Source organism: uncultured Tenacibaculum sp. (genome assembly GCF_947502995.1).
Lineage (GTDB): Bacteria > Bacteroidota > Bacteroidia > Flavobacteriales > Flavobacteriaceae > Polaribacter.
On sequence record NZ_CANNBW010000010.1, the window covers coordinates 72,109 to 96,359 of the forward strand.

Sequence of the window (24,251 nt, forward strand, 5' to 3'; positions counted from 1 at the left end):
GGTCGATTATAAAATAATTAAATTTGCGTGTTTTTTAAGAAAATCAAATACATTAGTTACTATGTCAAAAGACATCCGTATAAAAAAAGGGCTTGATATAAAGCTCGTTGGCGAAGCAAAGCAGGTAACTACCGAACTTCCATTAGGTAGTGTTTTTGCTGTAAAGCCAGATGATTTTCACGGCGTTATCCCTAAAATTTTAGCAAAAGAAGGAACAGAAGTAAAGGCAGGTGAGGCACTTTTTTACGATAAAAGTGACGAGCGTATTTTATTTCCTAGTCCTGTAAGTGGTAAAGTGACAGAGATTGTTCGTGGAGCTCGTAGAAAAGTTTTAGAGATAAAAATTACAACTAACGGAAGGCAAGATCATAAAGACTTTGGTAAGGTAGATGTAGATGCAATGTCTGGTGAAGAGATAAAAAATCACCTATTTGCTTCTGGATGCTGGCCTTTTATCAAGCAGCGTCCGTATGATGTTGTTGCTAATCCAAATCAAGCACCAAAAGCAATCTTTGTATCAGGATATAACAGTGCGCCTTTAGCTGCAGATTACGATTATGTTTTAGAAGGTAAAGAAGCTGAATTAAATGCTGCTTTAACTGCATTAACAAAATTAACTGAAGGTAAAGTTCACGTTTCTGTTGGTTCTGCTAAATCACCTCTAGCATCAACTAAAGGAGTAGAGTTACATAATGTTAAAGGACCACATCCAGTAGGAAATGTAAGTACTCAAATTGCACAAGTTAATCCAATTAACAAAGGCGAGGTTGTATGGGTGGTTACTCCACAAGATTTAGTTGTAATAGGTGAGTTACTTTTAACAGGTAAGTTAAATGTTACAAGAAAAGTTGCATTAACTGGTTCTAAAATAAACGAACCTAAATATGTTTCTGTAATTGCTGGAGCACAAATTTCTGATGTAGTAAAAGGAAACTTAAATAACGATAACACAAGAGTTATTAGTGGTAACGTTTTATCTGGTTTAGAAGTAAGCGAAGATGGATTTTTAGGTTTTTATGATAACCAAGTTACTGCTATTCCTGAAGGAGACGACTATGAGTTCTTCGGTTGGAATAAACCAGTGTTTAATAAAATTTCTACTTCCAGAGCATTAACTTTTTCTTGGTTAACTCCTAAGAAAAAGTATGATTTAAATACTAATACTAACGGAGAACATAGAGCATTTGTAGTAACAGGAGCTTATGAGGAAGTTTTTCCGTTAGATATCTATCCGATGCAATTATTAAAAGCTTGTATGTATAAAGATCTTGATGAAATGGAAGGTCTAGGAGCTTATGAAGTTGCGCCAGAAGATTTTGCTTTAACAGAGTTTATTTGTGTATCAAAACAACCACATCAAAAGATTATTCGTGAAGGATTAGATTTGATGATGAAAGAATTAGGATAAGATTATGAGCTTAAAACAAAATTTACATAACTTAAAAGAAAAGTATAAAGGAAAAAAAATAGCGCCACTATTTAATGGTTTCCATACTTTTTTATACTTGCCAAATGAGACTACTCATGGAGGAACTCACATTAAGGCAGCAGATGATTTAAAACGTACAATGAATACTGTAATCATGGCTTTAATTCCATGTTTATTATTCGGTATGTTAAATGCAGGTTACCAACATCACTTAGCTACTGGTGAAGTAGAAAGAGTTACAGGTTTTTTTAGCGGTAACTTTTGGAGTTTATCAAACTTATGGATAGGAGCAATTAAAGTATTACCACTTGTAATAGTATCTTATGTTGTAGGTTTAGCAATAGAATTCGTTTTCTGTATCATTAAAGGACACGAAATTGAAGAAGGTTATTTAGTAACAGGAATGTTAGTTCCGTTAATCGTACCAGTAGATTTACCATTGTGGATGCTTGCTGTAGCAGTTGCTTTTGGAGTTGTTATTGGTAAAGAAGTATTTGGAGGAACTGGAATGAATATTTTAAACCCAGCATTAACTATTCGTGCATTTTTATTCTTTGCATATCCAACTTGGATGTCTGGAGATAAAGTATGGGTTCACGATGCCGTAAACAGAGCAGGTAGTGCAGATGCTATTTCTGGTGAAACTATTTTAGGTAGTTATGCACAAAATCAGGAAGCAGTATACTCAATGTTCGAGAAATTTTTCGGATTTATTCCTGGTTCTGTAGGAGAAACTTCTACATTCTTAATCTTATTAGGAGCTGCATTCTTAATCTTTACGAAGATTGGTAGTTGGAGAGTTATCGTTTCAACTTTTTTAGGAGCAGCAGTAATGGGATTAATCTTTAATGCAGTTGCAAGTAATGGAATTATTGCAGATACAAGTAAGTTTTACGGGTTAATGAGTGCTTCTTGGTATGATCATTTAATGATTGGAGGTTTAGCATTTGGTGCTGTATATATGGCAACAGATCCAGTAACGGCTTCACAAACTAATAAAGGAAAGTGGATTTATGGTTTCTTAATTGGATTTATTTCGATTATGATTCGTGTATTCAATCCAGCTTACCCAGAAGGAGTATTCTTAGCGATTTTATTAATGAACGTATTTGCTCCAACAATTGACCATTACGTAGTTCAAGGTAATGTGAAGAAGAGATTAAAACGTGCTAAAGTTAAAACTGCTTAATTATGAGTAATAAGACAGATAGTAATTCATATACAGTACTATTCGCCATCGGAATGGTGTTAGTAGTAGGTGCGTTGTTAGCTTTTACAGCGTCATCGTTGCGTCCAATGATTGATGCTAATAAGAAAATAGAAAAACAACAAAACATCTTATACGCTATGGGTGTAAATGAAAACGAAGGAACTAGCGTTACATTTATATCTAAAGATCAAGTAAAAGAGGTGTTTAAAAAACATATCGAGAAGCAGTTAGTTATTGAAGGAGATAAGATTTCTGAAGATAATGAAGCTTTTTTAATTGATGTTAAAAAAGAACAGGCTGCAGCTAAAGATGGTAAAGTAAGAAGATTACCATTATTTATAGGTTCTAAAGATGGTAAAATGTCTTACATCGCTCCAATTAGAGGTAAAGGTCTTTGGGATGCAATTTGGGGATATGTTGCAATGGATAAAAATATGGTAGTTCAAGGAGTTTTCTTCGATCATAAAGGAGAAACGCCAGGTTTAGGAGCTAACATTAAGCAACGTTTCTTTATGGATGATTTTGCTGGTGAAGATTTAATGAGTAACGGTCAATTCAAAGGAATTGCAGTTTCTAAATCTAATGCAGATCCTAAAAATGAAGATAAAACTGATAATGAGGTAGACGCAATTGCAGGTGCTACAATTACTGGTGACGGTGTTGCAGCAATGATCAAGTCTGAGTTGAAATTGTACGTGCCTTACTTTAAAACATTAAAATAATATGGGACTTTTATCAAAGAAAGACGCAAAACTAATCACTGATCCGTTAGCGGATAATAACCCGATTACAATTCAGGTATTAGGTATTTGTTCTGCTTTAGCAATTACAGCAGAATTACAAGCTTCAATAGTAATGTCTATTTCTGTATTATTTGTATTAGGAGTAGGTAACGTGGTAATCTCATTAATGAGAAATATTATTCCATCAAAAATTAGAATTATCGTACAGTTAATTGTAGTTGCTGCATTAGTAATTATAGTAGACCAAGTACTAAAAGCTTTTGCTTACGAGCTAAGTAAAACACTATCGGTATTCGTCGGGTTAATTATTACAAACTGTATTATTATGGGGCGTTTCGAAGCATTTGCTTTAGGAAATGGACCATGGAGATCATTCTTAGATGGTATTGGAAATGCTTTAGGTTATGCAGTAATCTTAATTATTGTAGGATTCTTTAGAGAGTTGTTAGGTTCTGGAACTTTATTAGGATTTAAAGTTTTAGGAGATCCAATTGAAAAAACTGGTTTATATGCTATCGGATATGAGAATAACGGATTTATGTTATTATCACCAATGGCTTTAATCGTAGTTGGAATCATTATTTGGGTACAACGTAGTAGAAATAAAGCATTAATCGAAGATTAGTCTAACACACATTAAAAGAAAAAATTATGTTAGAGTACATAGAATTATTTTTTAAGTCGATATTTATAGATAACATGGTATTTGCTACGTTCTTAGGAATGTGTTCTTACTTAGCAGTATCTAAAAAAGTATCAACAGCTGTAGGTTTAGGAGCAGCAGTTATTTTCGTATTAGCTGTAACAGTTCCTGTAAACTGGTTATTAGATCAATATTTATTACAACCAGGAGCTTTATCTTGGTTAGGTGAAGAATATGCAGGTTATGATTTAAGTTTCTTATCATTCATTATGTTTATCGCTACGATTGCTACTATGGTACAATTAGTAGAGATTATTGTTGAGAAATTTGCACCAGCATTATATAACTCTTTAGGTATTTTCTTACCATTAATCGCTGTAAACTGTGCGATTTTAGGAGGTTCTCTGTTTATGCAGTCTCGTGAGATTCCAACTTTAGGATTATCTTTTGTTTACGGAATTGGTTCAGGAATCGGTTGGTTCTTGGCTATTTTAGCAATTGCTGCTATCCGTGAGAAAATCAGATATTCTCAAGTTCCAGGTCCATTAAGAGGATTAGGAATTACATTTATCATCACTGGTTTAATGGCTATCGGATTCATGAGTTTCGGTGGAATGTTAACTGGTGGAGACGATGCGCCTAAGAAAGAAGGAGCTACTACTAAAGCAGAAGTGAAGGTAGAGGTTAAAGAGGATGTAGATAAGAAAGCTGAAAAATTAGCAAATAACACTAAAGAAATTACAAAGTAATGATGTTTTTAGAAGTAAGTACAGGAGGAACAGTTGCAATAACCGTAGTCGCTTTTTTAGCAGTTACTTTGTTATTGGTAGCACTGTTATTATTTGTAAAGCAAAAATTAGCACCGTCTGGTCCAGTTAAAATTACGATCAATGGTGAAAAAACTATCGAAGTACCATCAGGTGGAACGTTATTATCTACATTAGGTAATCAAAAGATTTTCTTACCATCTGCATGTGGTGGTGGTGGTTCTTGTGTTCAATGTGAGTGTCACGTAAATTCTGGTGGAGGTGAAGCTTTACCAACAGAAACACCTCACTTTACAAGAAAAGAATTACAACACGGTATCCGTTTAGCTTGTCAGGTTAAAGTAAAACAAGATATGGATATCTCTATTCCAGAAGAAATTTTTGGAATTAAGAAATGGGAGGCTGTTGTTGTAAGAAATTATAACGTAGCAACTTTTATTAAAGAGTTTGTAGTTGAAATTCCAGAAGAAATGGACTACAAAGCAGGTGGATATATTCAGATAGAAATACCTCAATGTGAAGTGAAATATGAAGGTATGGATATTACTGCTCACCCAGATGATCATCCAGGTGAACCAGATAAATTCAAAGCAGATTGGGATAAATTTGGATTGTGGCCATTAGTAATGAAGAATGATGATACTGTAGAAAGAGCATATTCTATGGCTTCTTACCCAGCAGAAGGAAGAGAAATCATGTTAAATGTACGTATTGCAACTCCACCATGGGATAGAGCTAAAAATGCATGGATGGATGTAAATCCTGGAGTAGCATCTTCTTATATTTTTAACCAAAAACCAGGTGATAAAGTAACCATTTCAGGACCTTATGGAGAATTCTTTATTAATGATTCTGAAGCAGAAATGTTATATGTAGGTGGTGGAGCTGGAATGGCACCAATGCGTTCTCACATTTATCATTTATTTAGAACTTTAAAAACTGGTAGAAAAGTAACATATTGGTATGGAGGTCGTTCTAAAGCAGAGTTATTCTATATCCACTACTTTAGAGCATTAGAGAAAGATTTTCCAAACTTTAAATTTTATTTAGCGTTATCTGAACCTTTAGAGAAAGATAACTGGAAAGTTAAAACTGATATTAATGATGAATCAGGTGACGGTTTTGTTGGTTTTATTCACCAAGTTGTAATAGACCAATATTTATCGAAACATGATAGTCCTGAAGACTTAGAATTATATTTCTGTGGACCACCATTAATGAACAAAGCAGTACAAAAAATGGGTGAAGATTTTGGTCTTGACGACGAAAATATCCGTTTTGATGACTTTGGAGGATAAGAAAAAATCACATACAATAAAAAAACCAGCACGAATGCTGGTTTTTTTTTATATTTAATTGATGATTTTTAAAAGAACCTTGTCCCTAATTTTTTTTATAAGTGTTTTATCTAATGCCCAAAAGTTAGATTCAACCTATTTTAACTTCAAAAATCAAATAGATACAATTGTTGATTATAATGATAAAATGAAATCTATAATCGACAAAGCAGACAGTTTATCTGAAAAAGATAATGTTGCAGCTGAAGAATTTTATTTACATGCCGAAAGTATTTTAGATGAAGATGATTTAGTTAATAAGGCACATATTCTTAAAAAATTGGGATTAATCTATAGGAACAGAGGTGATTTTGATAAGGGAATGAAATATGGAATGGAATCTAAAAAGTTTTATTATGAACTTTTAGATACATTAAAAATGGCAGATGCTAATATTCATATTGGAGTTATACATAAAGCAGTTGGTGATTATAAGTCGTCTGTTGTTTCGTTTAATGAAGCTATACGTTTAGCTTCTTTTAAAAACGATAGTATTATCATTGGAAGGTCATATAATATGTTGGGAGGATCGTATCGAGCTCTTAAAAAAATAGATTCTTCTTTTGCTTCATACCGTAAAGCTATAGCCATTTTTAAAGCTAAAAATGAAGAGAGAAAATTAAATGATGTCAACAGCAATATGGCTATTCTATATGGAATGCAAAAACAGTATGACAAAGCTTTAAAAATACATTTAAAGAGCCTAGAATTCCTGAAAAATACAGATGATAAATCTAATATCGTAATAGCATATTCTATAGTCGCTTCAGAATATTATATCTTAAAAGATTATGAAAAATCTCTAAAGTATACAGACTCTTCTATCGCATTGGCTAAACGTGAAAAGTTTAAGCAAAAACTTGTAGGAGCTTATAGAAGAAGAAGTCATATTTTTAGAAAAAAGAAAGATTTTAAAAAAGCATATGAAAATCATGTGCTTTATAAAAAGTATTCCGATTCTGTTTACACAGTAAAAAAGAGAAAAGAAATAAAAGAATTAGAACTTAAAAATGAGTTCGAGATAGAAAAAAAAGAATTAGAAACTGCTGCAAAAAGAAAAGAATTGAAACTTAGGTTATATGTATTGCTAACAATATTGATTCTGTTTTTTACTATAATTATTGGTTTCTTATTATGGAGAGATTACAAAGCCAGAGCAAAAAGAATCAAAGATAAGTTTGAAAAAGAAAAGCTTAAAAAAGAAGTTTTAGCACAAAAGATTAAAGTGTCTGAATCTGAATTAAAAGGATTAATAGCAGATAATACGATGCGATTAGAGTTTATTAAGCAATTATCTAAACAAATTAAGGAAGATAAAGATGTTTCTAATTCAGATAATGTAAAATCATATGCGAATAGCTTATTGCTAAAATTACAAAGTCAAATAAGTACAGAAAATAAATTGTCTTCACTTCAAGATAAGATTAATGAAGTAAATCAAGGTTTCGACCAAATTATTATTAAAAAGTTTCCTGATTTAACAAAAACAGAGCGAGAAGTTTGCTCTTTTTTACGCTTAAATTTGTCAATTAAAGAAATTGCTTCAATAAGAAATGCTAGTATTGACTCAATTAAAGCATTAAGATATAGAATCCGAAAGAAAATGGAAGTGCCTAAAAATCAAGAGTTAGAGCGTTTTATTCAGAGTTTGTAAGTGCTTTGTCACTTTTTGTCACCATGTATTTTTTTGTTATTTACACACTTCTTATACATTTGCCATATAAATAGTTTTAAAAACTACAGGGTAATTTCCCTATTTTAATAATCCCTAATTTAATTTGATTTAAATTGCCCAAATTAGTAGTATGCACCAGCAATTTTATTGCTGGTTTTTTTTTGAAATTTGTTAGATGATAAAAAAGTATGTCATATTCGTTTTTCTGTTTTGTGTCATTTTAATAAATGCACAAAAGAATGATTCTATTTATGTAAAGATTAAAGAAGATTTAGATACTATAAATACTTATGATAGTAAACTAAGTTACTTAATTACCAAAGGAGATTATTACTTAGAGAAAGATTTAGATCGATCGATCTTATATTTCAAAGAAGCTCAAAATTTAGTTTTAGATACCGATTCTGTTCAACAAGCAAAAATCTTACGTTTTTTAGGAAGTGTTGCTTATCGTAAAGGCGATTATACAGAAAGCTTAATGTACTACATGGATGCTAAAAAAGTATACAGAAGCCTTAAAGATACATTAAGCGTTGCAGATCTTTTTTTAAGAGAGGGAAGAGTATATAAGTATTTAAATGAAAACAAAAGAGCTATTGAGAATTATAGAAAATCAATTTCTTTAGCAATTTCCATAAAAGATTCTACTTTGTTAGGTAGATGTTATACAAGTATGGGAGGATCTTTCAGAAGGATAAGAAAAATAGATTCTTCATTACACTATTACAATAAGGCGCTACAAATTTTTAGAAAAACTAAAAACGAACTTCGATTAAGTAATGTTAATAATGATATGGCTATCCTTTATGCTTTTCAAAATCGTTATGATAAATCACTGCAAGTACATCTTAATAATATAGATTTTATTAAAAAAAATCATAGTAAAAGAAATGTAGGGATTACGTATTTTAACATTGGTTATTCATATTTTAAACTTAAAAAAGATAAAAAATCTTTAGCGTATTTAGATTCTTCAGAGGTAATAGCAAAAGAAGAAGGTTTTAAGTACAGGTTATCTAAAGTAGCAGATATTAAGAGCAAAATATACTATCGTATAAAAGAATATGATAAAGCTTATGCTTTTCAGGTTTTATATAAAAAATATTCTGATTCTATTTTTAATTTAAAGAAACAAAAACAAATCAAAGAGTTAGAATTAAAAAGAGAATTTGAAGTAAAGAAACGAGATTTAGAAATTCTAGCTAACAAAAAAGAATTAGAGTTACGATCTTATGTATTAACGACTATTTTAATACTTTTCTTTACAATCATTATAGGTTTGTTACTTTGGCGAGATTATAAGGCTAGAGCAAAAAGAATTAAAGATAAATTTGAAAAAGAAAAACTTAAAAAAGAAGTTTTAGCACAAAAAATTAAAGTTTCAGAATCTGAATTAAAAGGATTAATAGCAGATAATACAATGCGATTAGAGTTTATTAAGCATTTATCTAGTCAAATTAAAGAAGATAAAAATGAATCTAATTCAGATGAAGTTAAACATTATGCTAATGGTTTATTATTAAAATTACAAAACCAAATAGGAACAGAAAATAAATTAACTTCATTACAAGATAAAATCAATGAAGTTAATCAAGGTTTTGATAAAATTATTATAGATAAGTTTCCAGAACTTACAAAAACAGAAAGAGAAGTTTGTACTTTTCTTAGATTAAACTTATCTATAAAAGAAATTGCTTCTATAAGAAACTCAAGTATCGATTCAATAAAATCTTTACGATACAGAATAAGAAAAAAGATGAAAGTTCCTAAAAACCAAGAATTAGAGCATTTTATTCAAAGTTTATAGGAGATTGTCACTTTTTGTCACCACATTTTTTAAAGGTTTTTAACTAAGGTAATTACATTTGCAACGTGAAGAGTTTTCAAAAACTACGCGGGGGTGGTTGTCCACCATTTTAATAATCCCTAATTTAATTTGAATAAATTACCCTAAGTAAGTAGTTAGTAAAAACCAGCAATTTTTTGCTGGTTTTTTTCGTTTGTAACCTATTATTTTTTAATTCTTGAAAGAAAAATGAAAGTTAATTAAGTTAAAAAAGTAGTTTTTAAAAAAATGTAATACATTTAAGTCGATTTAGCACTTAACCCCTAAAATATCTAATGCAAAAATTTAATCTAATAATTGTTGATGATCATTCTATGTTTCGAGAAGGCCTAGAAGGTTTGGTTGAAACAGAAGAGAGTTATAATATCGCTTTAAGTGTTAAAAATGGGAATGAAATTTTAAAGTACTTAGATATAAATTCGGATAAGGATGTCGATTTAATAATTTCTGATATTTCTATGCCAGATATTAATGGAATCGAGCTAACAAAATTAATTAAAGAAAAATATACTAAAGTAAAGGTCTTAATAATTAGTATGCACATGAATGCTGATATGATAGAAGAATTAATTCAGTATAATGTTGATGGATATTTATCTAAAAATGCTACCAAAAGAGAATTGTTAGAAGCAGTAAAAACCATTTTATCGGGTAAACGTTTTTTTTCAAAAAAAATTAAAGAAGTTTATTTTAAAAAAAAGCAAGCTGATGAAAAAGAAAAGATAAAACTAACTAAGAGAGAAATAGACGTTATTACATTAATAGCTAAAGAGTATACAACACAAGAAATAGCAGATCAACTTTTCTTAAGTAAACATACAATAGAGAGTTACAGGAAAACACTTATTTCTAAATTAGGAGTAAGAAATTTAGCTGGACTAACTCGTTATGCAATTAAAATGAAATATATAGAGTAAAAATAAATGTTATTCTTCAATTCTCTAATCAACTCGATTGACTAATAAAGAGCATTACCATCATCTGCATGGACATTTGTTTTCGCCCATGCAATTTCAGGTGATTTTTCAAACAATTCTGAACTTCCTCTATTTAACATGCCGATTCCCCTTGTTCCCTTTTGTCCCTAACTGTATTATTTCTTTTACTGAGGGATTAGTTTTAACAACTACAAAATTAGAGATCAACAAAAAGTTTTACATCCCTGAAAACAGTGAAACTTAATTTTAAGAGGTGTTTTTAATGATAGAAATTAAATTTTGTTAAAATAATATCTTTTAATAACATAATAATATATGTTAAATAGAGTTTTTTTACGTTTTTTACCAGCGAAGAGCTGTTAATGAATAATTATGAATAAAATATCCCCAATACTAATTTTGTTGTGTTTTTGGAGTAGTTTCTCTCAAAATACAAACTTAAAACTCTTAGAAAAGAAAGATAGAAAGTCTATGAACGAGATAAGTAATCTTTTTTTTAAAGAAAGTAAAGAAAAAGAAGCATATACAAAAGCTTTAAAATTGATGAAAGAAGGAAATTCTGATTCAGGAAAATCTTTGGCTACAAGTTTAATTTCTTCTTATTTTTCTAGAATGCATAGTTTAGATTCTGCAATTTATTATGCAAAAAAAACATTAGCCTATAAGAATTTTTCTACTGATTCAATTAAGCGAAAGCGATACATTATGGGAAGTATGAATTTAGCAACAGGCTATTTTGCTAAAGGAATAATAGATAAAGCTAAGAAACTTTATATAGAAGGAATTCAAAAAGCAGAGGAGTGGGGCGACATGAATAATTATTACGGTTTTATAGTAAACTTAGGGAATTTATACTATATGAATCGAGAGCATGAAAAAGCTTTAGAATTCTATGAAAAAGGCTCAAAAAGTCCTCAAAATAGAGTAAAAATGATGTGTAATTCATCAATAGGTAATGTTTACGCAACAGCATTTAAAGATTATAAAAAATCCAACGAATATTATCATAAAGCTTTATCACAGTTAAAAGGTAATTTATATTTTGAATTAACTTTAAAACTTAATATAGCACACAACTTACTTAAAATAGGGAAGGAGAAAGAAGGTATAAATGAGTTAAAAAATATTATTAGCGAAAGTAAAAAACTAGGATATTATAATCAAGAAAGACAGGCTAACGAATATTTAGTTGAAGTTTATGTTAAAAATGGAAATTATAAAAAAGCAGAAAGTTTATTAATGCCTCTTTTGAAGGATTATATAAAGAAAGGTAATTTAAAAGATGAATTAGATTCTTATGATTATCTACGAAAAATAAAAGAAGGTGAAAAATTATATCAAGAAGCGTTTCAATATTCTGAAAAGTATACTACTCTTAAAGATTCAATAAATAAGTTGCAAAGAGAAAAAGAGATTAATGGTTTAGAAGTTAAATTCGAAACTTTAGAAAAGGAAAAAGAAATAGTTTTACTTAAAAAAGAGCAAGAATTTAAGGATAAAGAAATAGCTCAACAAGCTATGATTAGAAATATAATTTTAGGAACTTCACTTATAATTATAATAGCAATATTATTGCTTTTAAGATTTTATTTTCAACGTTTAAAAACTCAGAAAATTCTAAATGAAACTCAAGAGGCTTTTAATTATCAGAAAGTGAAAAACTTAATGAAAAAGCAAGAGTTAGAATTGGTTAAAGCAGCTATTGAAGGTCAAGATGCAGAGCGAAAAAGATTAGCAAGAGGTTTGCATGATTCAATAGGTAGTAATATGGCAGCAATAAAATTACAGTTTGAAGAGTTATCAGAGGATTCAAAAAAACTCCAAAAGATTAAAAATGATCTAAGTGATACTTACGAGCAAGTAAGGGAATTATCTCACAATCTGTTGCCTAGAAAAATACGCCAAAATGATTATTCAGAAGTTTTAAACGAATACATTAGTAATATTGATGAAATTTCTGATTTGAATATCAATTTTACAGCCTCAGACACTGAGATTATAAACAACATAGATAAATACTTACAAAGTGAAATTTTTGCAATACTTCAAGAATTGATTTCCAATACAATTAAGCATGCAAATGCAAATTCAATAGATATCAATTTAGAAATTGTTGAAGATAAAATCTATTTAACGTACGAAGACGACGGAAAAGGATTTGATATTAATTCAGTAGAAGATGGAATTGGATTAAAAAATATTAAAGATAGAGTGGAGCAATTGTCTGGAAATCATATTGTAGACTCACATCCAAAAAGAGGTAGTTTATTTAGAATAGCATTCGATAAAGACATTTATATTGTACAAGAAGTAGTGTAGTTAACGTTGTTTTTTTAGTGTGATTTTCCGTTTTTCATTTCTTGTTTTAATAAAAAGGTAAACTGTTTTTTAACAAAAAAATCTTTGTATCTTTAACGTTTGTAACTTTAAAACAAATCTTATATAATGGATTACGGAAAAGAATTTGAAAAGTATGCTACTAAACACCACGGTATCAGTAGCACATATTATAATAAAATAACAAGTAGCTTAACTCCATATATCATTGAAGAGCGTCAATTAAATGTTGCACAAATGGACGTTTTTTCGCGTTTAATGATGGATCGTATTATTTTCTTAGGAACAGGAATAAATGATCAAATCGCAAATGTGATTCAAGCTCAGTTATTATTCTTAGAAAGTGTAGATTCAAACAAAGATATTTCAATATACATTAATTCTCCAGGAGGTGGAGTTTATGCTGGTTTAGGTATTTACGATACGATGCAGTTTATTAAACCAGATGTAGCAACAATTTGTACTGGTATGGCAGCTTCTATGGGAGCAGTTTTAATGTGTGCAGGAGAAAAAGGTAAGCGTTCTGCATTACCACATTCAAGAATAATGATTCACCAACCTTTAGGTGGAGCACAAGGACAAGCTTCTGATATGGAGATTACTGTAAAGGAAATAGGAAAGTTAAAAACTGAACTTTACAATATTATTTCTAATCATTCAGGGCAACCTTTCGATAAAGTTCATGAAGATTCTGATCGTGATTATTGGATGAAAGCAGACGAAGCGAAAGAATACGGAATGATTGATGAAGTGCTTAGCAGAAAATAAGCTAAGATTATAATAGAAAACGTAGTAAATAAATATGTCACAAGATCAAAATTTAGAATGTTCGTTTTGTGGACGCAAAAAAGCGGAAACAGATTTATTGATTGCAGGTATGGATGCCCATATTTGTGACCGTTGTATCGAGCAAGCTTATGGAATAGTGCAGGAGGAGATTGCAGAAGCAAAAACAACAACTCTCTCTAATGATCTAATCTTAAAAAAACCAATTGAAATAAAGTCTTTTTTAGATGAATATATTGTAGGACAAGAGCAAACAAAAAAAGCAATGTCTGTTGCAGTATATAATCACTACAAAAGATTATTACAGTCAAAATCTCCAAACGATGGAGTAGAGATTGAAAAATCAAATATTGTCTTAGTTGGTGAAACAGGTACAGGAAAAACATTAGTTGCAAGAACTATTGCAAGAATGTTAAATGTTCCTTTTGCTATTGTAGATGCAACTGTATTAACTCAGGCAGGATATGTTGGTGAAGACGTTGAAAGTATTCTAAGTAGATTATTACAAGCTGCAGATTACGATGTAGAAAAAGCAGAAAGAGGAATCGTTTTTATCGATGAAATTGATAAGATTGCTCGTAAAGGTGATAATCCTTCTATTACAAGAGATGTTTCTGGTGAAGGAGTTCAACAAGCCTTACTAAAGTTATTAGAAGGTGCAATTGTAAATGTAGCACCTAAAGGTGGAAGAAAACATCCTGAGCAAAAATTCATACAAGTAAATACTAAAGATATTTTATTTGTTGCAGGAGGAGCGTTTTCAGGTATAGATAGAATTATCAGTAAGCGATTAAATATGCAAGCTGTAGGATATAGCGCTTCAATAGATGAAGATAAAATCGATGAGGATAACTTACTTCAATATATCATTCCAGCAGATTTAAAATCTTTTGGTTTAATACCAGAAATTATCGGTCGTTTACCTGTTTTAAGCTACATGAATCCTTTAGATGCTAAAACATTAAGAGCGATTCTTACAGAGCCTAAAAACTCAATAATAAAGCAATACACAAAGCTGTTCTCTATGGATGACGTTGAGTTTTCTATGACAGAAGATGCGTTACAATATATTGTAGATATGGCTGTTGAATATAAACTAGGAGCAAGAGGTTTACGTTCATTATGTGAAGCTATTTTAACAGATGCAATGTTTGAGTTACCAGGTTCAGATACTAAAGAATTTGAGGTGACAAGAGATTATGCCGAAGAGAAATTAACTAAGAAAGCTTTACAAAAATTAAAAGCAGCATCTTAAAGAATTTTTTATTTCAAAAAAATATAAAAAGCATTGAGTTTATCTCGATGCTTTTTTTGTTAAATAGTTTTAAAACTGAATCTTAAATAACTGAAAAAGATTGTTAAATAAGGTTTTATTAAATTTGAATAGTATAAATATTAGTTTTCATTGAAGAACAAAACTATATTTGCGCTTCAATTTTTATAGATGATTACCCAACAAACCATAGAAAGAGTTTTCGAAGCTGCTCGTGTAGAGGAGGTGATAGGTGAGTTTGTACAATTAAAAAAATCAGGAAGTAGTTTTAAAGGATTAAGTCCTTTTACAGATGAAAGAACTCCTTCCTTTATGGTATCTCCAGTAAAACAAATTTGGAAAGATTTTAGTACAGGAAAAGGAGGAAATTCAATTTCATTCCTTATGGAACACGAACATTTTACTTATCCTGAAGCAATACGTTGGCTAGCTAAAAAATATAATATTGAGATAGAGGAGACTGAGCAGAGTGATGAACAAAAAGAGCAAATGAACGAACGAGAAAGTATGTTTCTGGTTTCAAAATTTGCAAAAGATTATTTTCATGATGTTTTAATGAATACTCAGAAAGGACGAGCAATCGGACTTTCATATTTTAAAGAACGTGGTTTTAGAGAAGATACTATAGAAAAGTTCGATTTAGGATATTGTAAAGATGAGTGGGATAACTTCACAAAAGCAGCTTTAGCTAAAGGATACGACTTAAAATATTTAAAATCTACTGGGTTAACCATTGTAAAAGAAGGTGGAGAAAAAGTAAGAACTTTCGATAGATTTAAGGGAAGAGTAATGTTTCCAATTCATAGTATGTCTGGTAGAATACTTGGTTTTGGAGGTAGAATTTTAACGAACGATAAAAAAGCTGCAAAATATTTAAACTCACCAGAAAGTGATATTTACCATAAGAGTAAAATACTTTATGGTTTGTATCAAGCAAAGAAAGAAATAGCTAAGCAAGACAATTGTTTTCTAGTAGAAGGATATACTGATGTGATTTCTTTTCATCAATCTGGAATTGAGAATGTTGTAGCTTCTTCAGGAACAGCCTTAACTCCAGATCAAATTCGATTGATAAACCGTTTAACTAATAATATTACGGTACTTTTTGATGGAGATGCAGCCGGTATTCGAGCTTCTTTACGTGGTATAGATCTTATTCTCGAGCAAGGAATGAATGTAAAAGTGGTTACTTTTCCCGAAGGAGAAGATCCAGATAGTTTTGCAAAATCAAATTCCGATGCAGAGCTTAAAAAATATTTAGAGGAAACAGCTCAAGATTTTATTGGTTTTAAAGTTTCCTTATTAATTAAAGATGCTCAAAACGATCCGGTTAAAAAAGCAGGATTAATTCGAGATATTGTAACAAGTATTTCAAAAATCCCTGATGGGATTCAAAGAGAAGTGTATGTGCAAGAATGTGCTCGTATTATGGATATTTCAGAGCGAGTACTTTTTAGCGAATTAGCACAGTTAATTAATAGGGGAGGTGGTGAAACTAGAGTAGAAAGAAACAGAAATCAGGCTTCTGCTAAACCACAAATGCAACCTGTAAGGGAAAGTTCTAAAAAACCTAAAATAGATAGCCTCTTAATTTATGAAAAAGAGATAATAAAGATTTTACTTTTACATGGGAATAAAGAGGTAGAATTTATAAACTGGGTAAACGCTCATGATAAATATGGTCGACCTATATTAGAAAAGGAAGAATATATTAATACGGTTTCTAATGAACTATATTTGAATTTACAAGAAGACGAAATAGAGTTCTCTAACGAGGAATTTAGGGAAGTTTATTACGAAATTATACATCAGCTCAATCAAGACGAAAAAATCATCATAGATAAGCTTATTGTTAGTGAAAACTCAGATGTAGCTATGCTAGTTACTAACATACTTATGGATGAAGAGAAATATCAATTAAGCGATTGGAGTAGAAAAGATATTATTCTCAAAGATGAAGATGAAAAGTTACCTAAACTAGTAACTGATGTTATTTTAAATTTGAGAAGATCTCTAGTAGAAAATAAATTGAGAGATATTATGGAACAGGTTTCTGAAATATCGAATTCATACGAAGAAGAAGAGGGTAATGTTTCTAGTTTGAAAAATTTGAATGAACTTAAAGAAGAGGTCGTAAATTATCTTGAACTTAAAAAATTATTGTACGAAAAGCTTAGTAGAGTGATTTAACCTTTTGATTTTTAACATTTTTTTATATATTCGTAATCCGAAAGAAAAGAAACAGAAACAAAAAAGAATCAGAAATAAATCTAGAAACTATGAGAAAATTGCTCCAAATTGGTCAATTGATCGTGTTGTTCATTGAATTACCATTTCAAATTTCAAATGGACACAAGAAAAAAGCGTATAAAAAAATTAAACAATTAATGATTTCAGCTAACTTATTGTAGTTTGATAATCAGTAAAAAAACAAAAAAACCATATATTTTTATATGGTTTTTTATTTTTATGTGTTTAACTATAGTTAGCTATATGGAAATCAAATTCTATTTTAATTCATTTGGAATTTCACAAACAGGAATTGGAACCATTTTATGTTGATTAATTGTATTTAATCGAATGTAAATACTGAATACTTCTTTTTCTCTACCAGAAAAATCATCGGCTTTTTTACCTGCATCTTGCATTTTCATTGCCCATTCTAATTCATCATAAGAAGCTCCTATTTGATCTTCATCTGTTCTGCTGTCACCAAAAAGTCCATCTGTAGGTTGTGCTTTTTGGATAGATTCAGGTACTTTCAAATATTCACCTAAAGCATATACTTCAGATTTTACTAAATCAGCAATCGGACTTAAATCTACTCCACCATCACCATATTTCGTAAAGAAACCAACACCAAAATCCTCTACTTTGTTACCTGTTCCAGCTACTAGTAAACCATGTAAACCAGCAAAATAATATAAAGTAGTCATTCTTAAACGTGCTCGTGTATTTGCCAAAGCTAAATCTAATTGAGCAGATTGTTCAACTTCTGGAGTTACGGTTTTAAAATCTTCAAAAGTAGATGTTAAATTAACTCTAGCTTCAGAAACATTAGAAAAACGTTCTTTTAATTGTGCAATATGTTCTTGTGCACGGTTTACTTGGCTTTGTGCTTGGTGAATTGGCATTTCTACACATAAAGTTGGTAATCCTGTACTGGCACATAAAGAAGATGTTACAGCAGAGTCAATTCCTCCAGAAACTCCAACTACAAATCCTTTTACTTTTGCATTTTCAGCATAATCTTTTAACCAGTTTGTAATATGTTCAGCAACTTTAGGTGTATTCATGTTATACGATTTTAGTAAATTCGAAGTTTAATATTTAAACGTAAAGATAGCGATTTCATGCGTAAAATTATATGCCTTTTTATTGTAGGATTCATAATATTATCCTGTAAAAAAGAAGAAAAATTTAAAGTAGATGTGTCTAAAATTACAGTAGATTCTAAACTATATCGATTTGATATCGATTTTTATACAGCTACTGAAAAAACATTGCCAAAGGTTAAAGAAAAGTATCCATTACTTTTTCCTCACAATAACGATTCTGTTTGGGTAAATAAAATTCAAAATAAAGATGAACAAGAGCTTTTTACAGAAGTTCAAAAAAAATATACAGATTTTACATCACAGGTTCAAAAATTAAAATCACTATTTCAGCATGTTAAATATTATAACACAAAGTTTGTAGCACCAGTTGTAATTACGATGCTAACAAATATAGATTATGATAATAGAGTTGTTTATAATGGTGATTTTATGTTGATTTCTTTAGATTGTTATTTAGGAGCATCGCATGAGTTTTATAATGATTATCCGCAGTATGTAAAGCAAAATAATACAGAAGATCATATTATAGTAGATGCAGCAAATGCAATAGTTAATGTGCAATTACCACCAAATACCGAGCGAAGTTTTATTAATAAAATGATTTATGAGGGAAAAAAGTTGTATTTGCTCGATAGATATTTGCCTAATATCTTAGATAAAGAAAAAATAGGTTACGCATCTGAAAAGTTTGATTGGGCAGTAAATAGTGAAGAAGATATTTGGAAGTATTTTATAGAGCGAGATTTATTATATAGTACTGATAGTAAATTGAACAAACGCTTTTTAGATATTGCTCCTTTTTCTAAATTTTATTTAGGAGAAGATAATTTATCTCCAGGTAGAATTGGAGCTTGGGTAGGATGGCAAATAGTTCGTTCTTACATGCGAAATAATGACGTATCTTTGCAGGAACTTTTATCAAAAAGAGGAGACGAAATTTTTAAAAAATCAAAGTACAAACCTAAGCGTAAATAAATGGCAATAGCACATACTTCTGAAATAAAATTTAAAATAGCATTAGACGAAAATAGAGTTCCTGAAGAGATTACATGGAACGCTGAAGATGGAGGCATAAAAGAAGCAGAATCTAAAGCTGTTATGTTGTCTGTATGGGATCATAAGAAAAAAGATACATTGCGTATGGATTTATGGACAAAAGATATGCCTGTAGATGAAATGAAGCAGTTTTTTCATCAAACTTTAGTTTCTATGGCAAATACTTTTGAACGTGCTACAGACGATACAAAAATGAGCGCAACTATGCGTGATTTCTGTGATTATTTCGCAGAAAAATTAGAACTGATTAAAAAGTAAGTCTTAGACTTAATTTTAAAGTATATAAAGTGCGGATAAACCACATAAAAAGTGTGGTTTATCCGCACTTTTGTTTTGTTATAAATCTATATTTTAGTTGTTATTTAAAAAAAGATGAGAATAAAGTCGTTTTTATACATAGCCTTTTTAATTGGTTTTTATAAAATTAATGCTCAGAAAACTTTAGAAGGAGTTTATCACAGAGATATTTTGTTTAGTTATGAGAAGTATGAATTTTTTAAAGACGGAGTTTTTACCTTTCAAAAAGGTGGTGATTTAGGAGTTTCATTAAAAGGAAAAGGAAATTATAAAATAAAAAATGATAGTCTCTTTTTGAACTATAATTTAACATCACTTAAAGAGAATAGTTATTTTAAATCGAAAAGTTATTTTAATGAAAAAGATTCAATTACTTTAGAGTTTAAGGTGTATAATCTTAAAGAAAAACCATTAAAAAATGTAATGATTTATTCTTTAAATGAGGAAAAAGAGTCTGTAGATGCAAGTGAAGATAAAGATGGAAGTAGAATATTAGTTTTTAAAAAAGGAAATTACAAAGACAAAGTTGAGGTTTTTATAGATGGTGAATTTTTAGGCAGACAAATATTAGTATTAAGAGCTGATAGAAATTATATTTTAGAAGTCTACATGAGCAACAGTGAATCACAAGGATTTTATCACCCGAAGGCAATTAAGGGAGATATTCAAACGTATAAAATTTTAAATTTTGAGGATAATTTTATAGAATTAAAAAATACTGAAGTCAATTTTAAACTAATAAAGAATAAGAATTAAAAAATTACAGCTATGAAAAATATAAAGTATTATTTATTGATTATTTTAATTGGGTTTTGTTTCTCCTGTAAAAATGGTACAACAATACATGTTATTAATGAAAGTGGAAAAACTTTAGGAAATATTAGTATTGAAACAGGTTTTAGGTCAGAGTTATTAGAAGAAATTAACGAAGGAGAATCACAAAGTTTTTTCATTGATTTTAATGAGCTTAAAACTAAAACTGATGGAATAATGATGTTAAAAACTGATGAAACCTATTCTAATCAAATATATTCGTTTGGTTGTTATTCCAGTGGAATTCCTCCAAATAAAGATATTACAGTGATTCTTAAAAAAGATACAGTTGAGATTAAATAACTTAATATAATCAAGGACGGTGTTCCTTGATTTTTTTTATGATAGTTTTATAGTCTTCTTTATTTTGTACAAAGTCTAACTCAGAAACATCTATCACTAAAATATTTAAATTTTGTTGTGTTTTTATAAAGTTACTGTAACCATCATGAATTTTCTCTAAATAAGAAGCTTCAATATTTTGCTCGTATTCACGCCCACGTTTTTCAATATTCTGTAATAATCGATCAGTGTTTTGGTATAAATACACATATACATCTGGCTTTACAATTTCCTTATACATTAAATCGAACATTTTTCGATATAATTTGTATTCGTCATTTTGTAAAGTAACTTGAGCAAAAATCAATGATTTGAAAATGTAATAATCAGAAATTACAAAGTTTTTAAACAAATCAAATTGAGCTAAATCATCAGAAAGTTGTTGATAGCGATCAGCCAAAAAACTCATTTCTAAAGGAAAAGCATAACGCTCTTGATCTTCGTAAAATTTTGGTAAAAACGGGTTGTCAGCAAAACGTTCTAAAACAATTTTAGCATTAAAATCATTAGAAATCATAGTAGCTAAAGTCGTTTTTCCTGCACCAATATTTCCCTCAATAGCAATGTAATTGTATTGTTCAGAAATAGGAATTGGTCTTTCTAAAACAATATCTAACTGTTTAATTTCAGAAGTATCTGAACATTCTTGTAAACAGTTCACTATTTGTTTTTTAGCTATAGGGTGAATTACATTTTTAGCGATTTCAGCAAGCGGAGCTAAGGCAAATTTACGATCCAACATTCTAGGATGTGGAACAATTAATTCTTGAGTAAAAATAATTTCATCCTCAAATAATAATATATCCAAATCAATTAATCTATCAGCATAAGAATCAGAAGTTTTTCTAACTCTTCCCAATTCCTTTTCTATCCATAAGAGTTTCTGAATAAGTTGTTCAGGTGGTAAATAGGTGGAAACTTTAATACAAGTGTTATAAAAATTGTCGCTATCAAATCCCCAAGAAGCAGTTTCGTAGATAGAAGCAATTTTTAAAATAGAACCGACTTCTTCAGCAATTAAATCAATTGCATTTTGAAGATTTTCAGTCTTATTTCCTTGATTAGTACCTAATGATAAATATGTAATACGTTGTATTCTCAATGCCTTTATTTCGTTAGGCAAAGAAACAAAACCTTATAGGATTAATTTAAATTTTTACGTTGTTTTTTTGAACAGTATACACTAAAAAAAATATGACTACGTTTGCTAGTATAATCAATCCCTAAAATCATGAAAACCAACAAAATTAAACTGCTTTTTGTATTACTTTTTACCATTCCTAACTTATTGTTATTCGCTCAGAACACATATTATGTTGCAACTAATGGAGATGATAGTAATACAGGAACAGAAAGCAATCCATTTAAAACATTTAACAAAGCTGTATCTGTAATGTCTCCTGGTAGTACTTGTATTATTAAAGGAGGTGTTTATGAAGAGCAATTATTTGTAAATAAAAATGGATCGGCAGGAAATTATTTGAAATTTAAAGCTGCTGATGGAGAAAATGTAACTATAAAAGCAACTACTTTTATTAATGGCTGGCAATTACATTCAGGAAACATTTATAAGACATCTGTAGATATGTCTATTGAAGAAAGATTTAGAAATGTATATCATAACCAAGCTCATATGGATTTGGCGAGATGGCCAAATAATGAAGATAATAATAGATTTACAGTAGATTGTAAGTTTATAGAGAATGGAGGAAACAACTTTTTTACGTTAACCGAAGTTCCAGATTTTGATTGGACTGGTGGTTTGGTATATTATATTGGAGGACATTCTGGAACGAGTTGGACTAGAAGAATTACAAGTAGTACAACAACGAGAATTGAACATGGTGGTGTAGATATTACCAAATGGCCTTTCGATCCTCATAATCCAACTATTTTAAGAAACGGACATAGAGGTCAGTTGTATTTATTTAATAAGCTAGAAGCTTTAGATTATGCCAGAGAATGGTATTATGATGAAGGTGCTAAAACATTATATTTTCAAACAGCAGATGGATCAAAACCTAGTGATGATACTGTAGAATATGCCACTCATAAATTTACTGCAGAATTAAGAGGTGATTATATTAAAATCGAAGGAATTAAGTTTTTCGGAGGAAGTGTAAAAATTAGAGGAGATTTTAATGTTTTTGAAAATAATGAGGTAATCCATGGAAGTGAAGGTTTCGATAATTTAGCGAGTACATCCGCTGGAGTTGGTGAATCTGCTATTGAAGTTTTAGGTCCTAGTACAATTGTGAGAAATTGTAGAATAAATCATAGTTCGGCAAACGGAATTTCAATTCAGAATTGGGCAGGAGCACATAATTCAATTATTGAAAACAATACTATTTCTAACATCGATTATCTTGGAATTCATGCTACTCCAATCAGATCTACTGCTAATAACGTAAAAGTATTAAAAAATACAGTTTTTAACTCGGGAAGAGATGGAATCTATGTAAGCGGAAATACTTGTGAAGTTGCTTATAATGATGTTTCTAAATCACAATTAATTAATGCAGATTCTGGTGTGTTTTACACCGTAGGAAATAATGATTTAAAAGGAACAGAAGTGCATCATAATTGGTTTCACGATTCTAAACCACCAACTTATGCGGGAACAAAAGCTGCAGGAATTTATTTAGATAATAATAGTAAAGGATATGTAGTACATCATAATGTAGTGTGGAATGTGTCTTGGTCTGGTTACCAAGTAAATTGGGCAAATTGGAATTTAGATTTTTTTCATAATACATTATGGAATTGTGGTCAAGCAATGGCTTCTTGGGTAAACGGTTACGAACAAAAGAATAACAGAGTTTATAATAACTATTCTAACGTAGGTGATTGGTTTGATGAAACTGGTTTTGATGTAAAAGACAATTTAATTACAGCTGCTTCTCCTTTTGTAGATGCTGATGCTCAAAATTTTCTTCCTACTGAAACTGGTTTAGTAGTAGATAAAGGTGTGGTGGTTTCTGGTTTTGAAAAATCATTTAACGGAACAGCTCCAGACTTGGGGGCTTATGAGTATAATGGTACTGCTTGGACAGCTGGTGTGAATGCTATAGAAGATACAGGAAGTACTTTAAGTTCTGAAGATATCGTTAAAGATGATTCTATTGAAATTATGTATCCGAATCCTGCTCATGATGTATTAAATTTGAGTTTTAAGAATTCTCTAGACTTCAGCAATTCATCAATTGAGATTTATTCAATATTAGGAAATAAAGTAAAATCGTTCGATATTGAAAAGAGGGTTGTTGATGGAAAAGTAACGATACCAATTTCAACTTTAACCACAGGAAATTACCTAGTAAAAGTAATTCTACCAGATGGAATAAGTAATAAGATACTAGTAAAGAAATAAGAGCAAAAAAAATCGTCAATAAATAAATTGACGATTTTTTTTTGCTTTATA

Annotated in this window: 20 protein-coding genes; 18 read left to right on the plus strand and 2 right to left on the minus strand. The window is 30.0% G+C overall.

Annotation, left to right across the window (positions count from 1 at the left end):
• The first annotated feature begins 61 nt into the window (after positions 1-61).
• From Q1A46_RS09730 to dnaG, 13 genes are all read left to right on the plus strand, one after another.
• A complete protein-coding gene (locus tag Q1A46_RS09730) occupies positions 62-1,408 on the plus strand; it encodes a Na(+)-translocating NADH-quinone reductase subunit A (RefSeq protein ID WP_299677358.1) in 1,347 nt (448 codons plus the stop codon).
• 4 nt (positions 1,409-1,412) lie between these two features.
• A complete protein-coding gene (locus Q1A46_RS09735; RefSeq protein WP_299677361.1) occupies positions 1,413-2,618 on the plus strand; it encodes an NADH:ubiquinone reductase (Na(+)-transporting) subunit B in 1,206 nt (401 codons plus the stop codon).
• Positions 2,619-2,620: 2 nt separating this feature from the next.
• On the plus strand, positions 2,621-3,361 hold the full coding sequence (locus Q1A46_RS09740) for a Na(+)-translocating NADH-quinone reductase subunit C (RefSeq protein ID WP_299677365.1): 741 nt from the start codon (positions 2,621-2,623) through the stop codon (positions 3,359-3,361).
• Between the two features lies 1 nt (position 3,362).
• Positions 3,363-4,007 (plus strand): NADH:ubiquinone reductase (Na(+)-transporting) subunit D, encoded by a 645-nt coding sequence (locus tag Q1A46_RS09745; protein ID WP_095074484.1) that lies wholly within the window; start codon positions 3,363-3,365, stop codon positions 4,005-4,007.
• 26 nt (positions 4,008-4,033) lie between these two features.
• Positions 4,034-4,774: an NADH:ubiquinone reductase (Na(+)-transporting) subunit E gene (gene nqrE, locus Q1A46_RS09750; RefSeq protein ID WP_299677412.1), complete on the plus strand. Its 741-nt coding sequence runs from the start codon at positions 4,034-4,036 to the stop codon at positions 4,772-4,774.
• Positions 4,775-4,776: 2 nt separating this feature from the next.
• A complete protein-coding gene (nqrF, locus tag Q1A46_RS09755; RefSeq protein ID WP_299677667.1) occupies positions 4,777-6,090 on the plus strand; it encodes an NADH:ubiquinone reductase (Na(+)-transporting) subunit F in 1,314 nt (437 codons plus the stop codon).
• 187 nt (positions 6,091-6,277) lie between these two features.
• Entirely contained in the window at positions 6,278-7,783 is a 1,506-nt protein-coding gene (locus tag Q1A46_RS09760; RefSeq protein WP_299677415.1) for a tetratricopeptide repeat protein, read from the plus strand.
• Between the two features lie 196 nt (positions 7,784-7,979).
• Positions 7,980-9,611 carry a tetratricopeptide repeat protein gene (locus Q1A46_RS09765; RefSeq protein ID WP_299677419.1) on the plus strand — a complete coding sequence of 544 codons (1,632 nt, stop codon included), beginning with the start codon at positions 7,980-7,982 and terminating at the stop codon, positions 9,609-9,611.
• A 314-nt stretch (positions 9,612-9,925) separates the two neighbouring features.
• On the plus strand, positions 9,926-10,567 hold the full coding sequence (locus Q1A46_RS09770) for a response regulator transcription factor (protein WP_299677422.1): 642 nt from the start codon (positions 9,926-9,928) through the stop codon (positions 10,565-10,567).
• Positions 10,568-10,960: 393 nt separating this feature from the next.
• Positions 10,961-12,907: a histidine kinase gene (locus Q1A46_RS09775; protein WP_299677425.1), complete on the plus strand. Its 1,947-nt coding sequence runs from the start codon at positions 10,961-10,963 to the stop codon at positions 12,905-12,907.
• Between the two features lie 126 nt (positions 12,908-13,033).
• Positions 13,034-13,693, plus strand: a complete 660-nt coding sequence (clpP, locus tag Q1A46_RS09780; protein ID WP_299677428.1) for an ATP-dependent Clp endopeptidase proteolytic subunit ClpP — start codon at positions 13,034-13,036, stop codon at positions 13,691-13,693.
• A gap of 34 nt (positions 13,694-13,727) precedes the next feature.
• Entirely contained in the window at positions 13,728-14,966 is a 1,239-nt protein-coding gene (gene clpX, locus Q1A46_RS09785; protein ID WP_299677431.1) for an ATP-dependent Clp protease ATP-binding subunit ClpX, read from the plus strand.
• 189 nt (positions 14,967-15,155) lie between these two features.
• Positions 15,156-17,174 (plus strand): DNA primase, encoded by a 2,019-nt coding sequence (gene dnaG, locus Q1A46_RS09790; RefSeq protein ID WP_299677434.1) that lies wholly within the window; start codon positions 15,156-15,158, stop codon positions 17,172-17,174.
• Positions 17,175-17,491: 317 nt separating this feature from the next.
• On the opposite strand, the gene nadE is transcribed toward dnaG, so the two are convergent.
• On the minus strand, positions 17,492-18,280 hold the full coding sequence (gene nadE, locus Q1A46_RS09795) for an NAD(+) synthase (protein WP_299677437.1): 789 nt from the start codon (positions 18,278-18,280) through the stop codon (positions 17,492-17,494).
• A gap of 57 nt (positions 18,281-18,337) precedes the next feature.
• Between nadE and gldB the strand changes: the two genes are divergently transcribed.
• The 4 genes from gldB (at position 18,338) to Q1A46_RS09815 (ending at position 20,791) form a co-directional block, all read left to right on the plus strand.
• Entirely contained in the window at positions 18,338-19,297 is a 960-nt protein-coding gene (gldB, locus tag Q1A46_RS09800) for a gliding motility lipoprotein GldB (RefSeq protein WP_299677440.1), read from the plus strand.
• On the plus strand, positions 19,298-19,636 hold the full coding sequence (gene gldC / locus Q1A46_RS09805; protein WP_299677443.1) for a gliding motility protein GldC: 339 nt from the start codon (positions 19,298-19,300) through the stop codon (positions 19,634-19,636). It abuts the gene before it with no gap.
• A 114-nt stretch (positions 19,637-19,750) separates the two neighbouring features.
• Positions 19,751-20,431 (plus strand): hypothetical protein, encoded by a 681-nt coding sequence (locus Q1A46_RS09810; RefSeq protein WP_299677446.1) that lies wholly within the window; start codon positions 19,751-19,753, stop codon positions 20,429-20,431.
• Positions 20,432-20,443: 12 nt separating this feature from the next.
• Positions 20,444-20,791 carry a hypothetical protein gene (locus tag Q1A46_RS09815; RefSeq protein ID WP_299677449.1) on the plus strand — a complete coding sequence of 116 codons (348 nt, stop codon included), beginning with the start codon at positions 20,444-20,446 and terminating at the stop codon, positions 20,789-20,791.
• A gap of 10 nt (positions 20,792-20,801) precedes the next feature.
• Here the strand turns inward: Q1A46_RS09815 and folK are convergent, their stop codons facing one another.
• Positions 20,802-21,932 (minus strand): 2-amino-4-hydroxy-6-hydroxymethyldihydropteridine diphosphokinase, encoded by a 1,131-nt coding sequence (folK, locus tag Q1A46_RS09820; RefSeq protein ID WP_299677452.1) that lies wholly within the window; start codon positions 21,930-21,932, stop codon positions 20,802-20,804.
• A 129-nt stretch (positions 21,933-22,061) separates the two neighbouring features.
• Here folK and Q1A46_RS09825 point away from each other — a divergent pair, with 129 nt between their 5' ends.
• Complete coding sequence (locus Q1A46_RS09825; protein ID WP_299677455.1) at positions 22,062-24,200, plus strand: T9SS type A sorting domain-containing protein; 2,139 nt, start codon at positions 22,062-22,064, stop codon at positions 24,198-24,200.
• Positions 24,201-24,251 lie beyond the last annotated feature (51 nt).

What these genes read in the sequence shown, in the direction of transcription:
- Q1A46_RS09730 (WP_299677358.1), top strand. Translation starts at nt 62, where the DNA reads ATGTCAAAAGACATCCGTATAAAAAAAGGGCTTGATATAAAGCTCGTT.
- Q1A46_RS09735 (WP_299677361.1), top strand. Translation starts at nt 1,413, where the DNA reads ATGAGCTTAAAACAAAATTTACATAACTTAAAAGAAAAGTATAAAGGA.
- Q1A46_RS09740 (WP_299677365.1), top strand. Translation starts at nt 2,621, where the DNA reads ATGAGTAATAAGACAGATAGTAATTCATATACAGTACTATTCGCCATC.
- Q1A46_RS09745 (WP_095074484.1), top strand. Translation starts at nt 3,363, where the DNA reads ATGGGACTTTTATCAAAGAAAGACGCAAAACTAATCACTGATCCGTTA.
- nqrE (WP_299677412.1), top strand. Translation starts at nt 4,034, where the DNA reads ATGTTAGAGTACATAGAATTATTTTTTAAGTCGATATTTATAGATAAC.
- nqrF (WP_299677667.1), top strand. Translation starts at nt 4,777, where the DNA reads ATGTTTTTAGAAGTAAGTACAGGAGGAACAGTTGCAATAACCGTAGTC.
- Q1A46_RS09760 (WP_299677415.1), top strand. Translation starts at nt 6,278, where the DNA reads ATGAAATCTATAATCGACAAAGCAGACAGTTTATCTGAAAAAGATAAT.
- Q1A46_RS09765 (WP_299677419.1), top strand. Translation starts at nt 7,980, where the DNA reads ATGATAAAAAAGTATGTCATATTCGTTTTTCTGTTTTGTGTCATTTTA.
- Q1A46_RS09770 (WP_299677422.1), top strand. Translation starts at nt 9,926, where the DNA reads ATGCAAAAATTTAATCTAATAATTGTTGATGATCATTCTATGTTTCGA.
- Q1A46_RS09775 (WP_299677425.1), top strand. Translation starts at nt 10,961, where the DNA reads ATGAATAAAATATCCCCAATACTAATTTTGTTGTGTTTTTGGAGTAGT.
- clpP (WP_299677428.1), top strand. Translation starts at nt 13,034, where the DNA reads ATGGATTACGGAAAAGAATTTGAAAAGTATGCTACTAAACACCACGGT.
- clpX (WP_299677431.1), top strand. Translation starts at nt 13,728, where the DNA reads ATGTCACAAGATCAAAATTTAGAATGTTCGTTTTGTGGACGCAAAAAA.
- dnaG (WP_299677434.1), top strand. Translation starts at nt 15,156, where the DNA reads ATGATTACCCAACAAACCATAGAAAGAGTTTTCGAAGCTGCTCGTGTA.
- nadE (WP_299677437.1), bottom strand. Translation starts at nt 18,280, where the DNA reads ATGAATACACCTAAAGTTGCTGAACATATTACAAACTGGTTAAAAGAT.
- gldB (WP_299677440.1), top strand. Translation starts at nt 18,338, where the DNA reads ATGCGTAAAATTATATGCCTTTTTATTGTAGGATTCATAATATTATCC.
- gldC (WP_299677443.1), top strand. Translation starts at nt 19,298, where the DNA reads ATGGCAATAGCACATACTTCTGAAATAAAATTTAAAATAGCATTAGAC.
- Q1A46_RS09810 (WP_299677446.1), top strand. Translation starts at nt 19,751, where the DNA reads ATGAGAATAAAGTCGTTTTTATACATAGCCTTTTTAATTGGTTTTTAT.
- Q1A46_RS09815 (WP_299677449.1), top strand. Translation starts at nt 20,444, where the DNA reads ATGAAAAATATAAAGTATTATTTATTGATTATTTTAATTGGGTTTTGT.
- Q1A46_RS09825 (WP_299677455.1), top strand. Translation starts at nt 22,062, where the DNA reads ATGAAAACCAACAAAATTAAACTGCTTTTTGTATTACTTTTTACCATT.